General features: G+C 46.8%; 2 protein-coding genes. Both read left to right on the top strand.

Annotated elements, in window-relative coordinates:
- The first annotated feature begins 63 nt into the window (after positions 1 to 63).
- On the top strand, positions 64 to 1149 hold the full coding sequence (gene hisC, locus ACTHUT_RS18410) for a histidinol-phosphate transaminase (protein WP_250599742.1): 1086 nt from the start codon (positions 64 to 66) through the stop codon (positions 1147 to 1149).
- Positions 1150 to 1168: 19 nt separating this feature from the next.
- Complete coding sequence (gene hisB / locus ACTHUT_RS18405) at positions 1169 to 2125, top strand: imidazoleglycerol-phosphate dehydratase HisB (RefSeq protein WP_440419342.1); 957 nt, start codon at positions 1169 to 1171, stop codon at positions 2123 to 2125.
- Positions 2126 to 2203: the final 78 nt, after the last annotated feature.

Genomic DNA, 2203 nt, shown 5'->3' with positions numbered 1-2203 from the left:
ATATATATCTAGTAAAGATTGTGCTACTATTATAAACACTTTATCTCAGGAGGATAGAAAACCATGAATCGCGTTGCTGATGTTATCCGTGATGACATTAAAGTAATGACAGCCTATCAGGTTGCCGATTTGCCGGAAGGTTTTATTAAGTTGGACGCCATGGAGTGTCCGCATCATCCTTTCGCCGGGTATGAATCTTTATTGTCAGAATGGGCGGATTTGGCAAAGCAGGCACCGATTCATTTGTATCCCCATGCTGCCAAGAGCGGTATTTATGAAGAATTGAGGGAGGTTTTCAGTATTCCCGATAAGGCGGAAATCGCGTTAGGCAACGGCTCCGACGAGCTTATCCAATTTTTGACTATGCTGGTTGCCAAACCAAATGCGCGTGTATTGGGTATTGAGCCAAGTTTCGTTATGTATCGTCATAATGCCGCGCTTTATGGCATGGAATATGTCGGCGTTCCCTTAAATCCAGATTTTTCTTTAAATCTCCCTGCCGTTTTGACCGCTATCGAGCAACATCAGCCATCATTAATTTTTATTGCCTATCCCAATAACCCTACTGGTGTGTGCTTTAAGCGGGAAGAAGTAGAGGCAATCATTCGCGCGGCTACCGGCATTGTGGTTGTCGATGAGGCATATGGTGCGTTTCATCATGACAGTTTTCTTCCGTGGGCGGGCGAAGTCGAAAATCTGGTCGTAATGCGCACCATCAGTAAAATCGGCTTTGCAGGCTTGCGGATGGGATATGCGGCGGCAAGTCCAAGCATTATAGGTGAACTGGCCAAAATCCTTCCACCTTACAACATGAATCAATTAAGCTTGGCGGCGGCAAAATTCTCATTGAAACATCATCAAATCATTCAGCAAAACATTGATACATTAAAAAATGAGCGTTCGCGCGTGATGAATGAATTGCTGAAATTAAACCGTTTGCAAGTTTTTCCGAGCGAAGCCAACTTTATTACCGTTCGTGTCCCTGATGCGAACGAGCTGTTTGAAACATTGAAGCAAAACCGCATACTGATTAAAAAACTGCATGGCAGTCATCCGCTTTTGAAACAGTGTGTCCGCATAACCATAGGCTCGGCAGCGCAAAATGATGCCGTTTTGGCCGTTATTAAAAACCTTTACCCTAATCTTTGATTCCAAGGAAACTACCATTATGAATAAAGCTCAATTGCATTTGACCAATTTTCTGTTACTGGTTGAAGAAGCCGGCTCATTAACCAAGCTTGCACGCGCATGCGGTTATGAAAACTCCGCCTCTTTGTCTCAGCTCAAACGCCGTTTGGGACAACAAGCAGGCGATGAGTCTGCTCGCGGCATTCGTCCGAGCCTGGCTGCGAAGTTGGAATCCGGCATGCACAAACGCAAAGGCTGGTTGAACCGTGATCACAGCAAAGACCAAGAAAAAGCAGCAGCGGTTGAAGCGGCGCGTTTGGAAAAACAAACTGTCGAAGCAGCCGAAGCTGGTGTTTCAACCGAAGGCCGTTTTGTTACCGTTACCCGTAATACCAGCGAAACCCAAATTACCGTCAGCCTCAATCTTGACGGTACCGGCAAATACCGCTTGGATACCGGCGTTCCTTTCCTTGAACACATGCTTGCCCAAGTAGCGCGTCATGGTTTGATTGACTTGGATATTACCTGCAAAGGCGATTTGCACATTGACGACCATCACACGGTTGAAGACATCGGTATCGTGGTGGGTCAGGCCTTGAAACAAGCGCTTGGCAATAAAGCCGGCATTACTCGTTATGGCCATGCCTATGTTCCGCTGGATGAAGCGTTGAGCCGTGTAGTCATCGACCTTTCTGGCCGCCCTGGCTTGGTGTACAACATCGACTTTACCCGCGCCCTGATCGGCCGTTTTGATGTCGATTTGTTTGAAGAATTTTTCCACGGCCTTGTGAACCATAGCATGATGACCTTGCACATCGATAACTTGAGCGGCCGTAATGCACATCATCAAGCCGAGACCGTTTTCAAAGCCTTCGGCCGCGCCCTGCGCATGGCAGTCGAATACGATCCGCGCATGATGGGTCAAACGCCTTCTACCAAAGGCACGCTGAGCGAAGAATCTGTTCAAGAAGAAGCGGAAGCCGCATCTGAAGAATAAGGCATCGTGTGAATGAATAAAGACCGTCTGAAACCCTAATTGGTTTCAGACGGTCTTTATTATTTGTCTTGTATATCA

The organism is Neisseria sp. P0022.S010 (assembly GCF_051956635.1).
Note: the sequence above shows the minus strand (reverse complement) of the source record. Positions and strands in the feature narration are given on the sequence as shown.

Coding starts and splice junctions, on each gene's coding strand:
- hisC (WP_250599742.1), top strand. CDS start 64: ATGAATCGCGTTGCTGATGTTATCCGTGATGACATTAAAGTAATGACA.
- hisB (WP_440419342.1), top strand. CDS start 1,169: ATGAATAAAGCTCAATTGCATTTGACCAATTTTCTGTTACTGGTTGAA.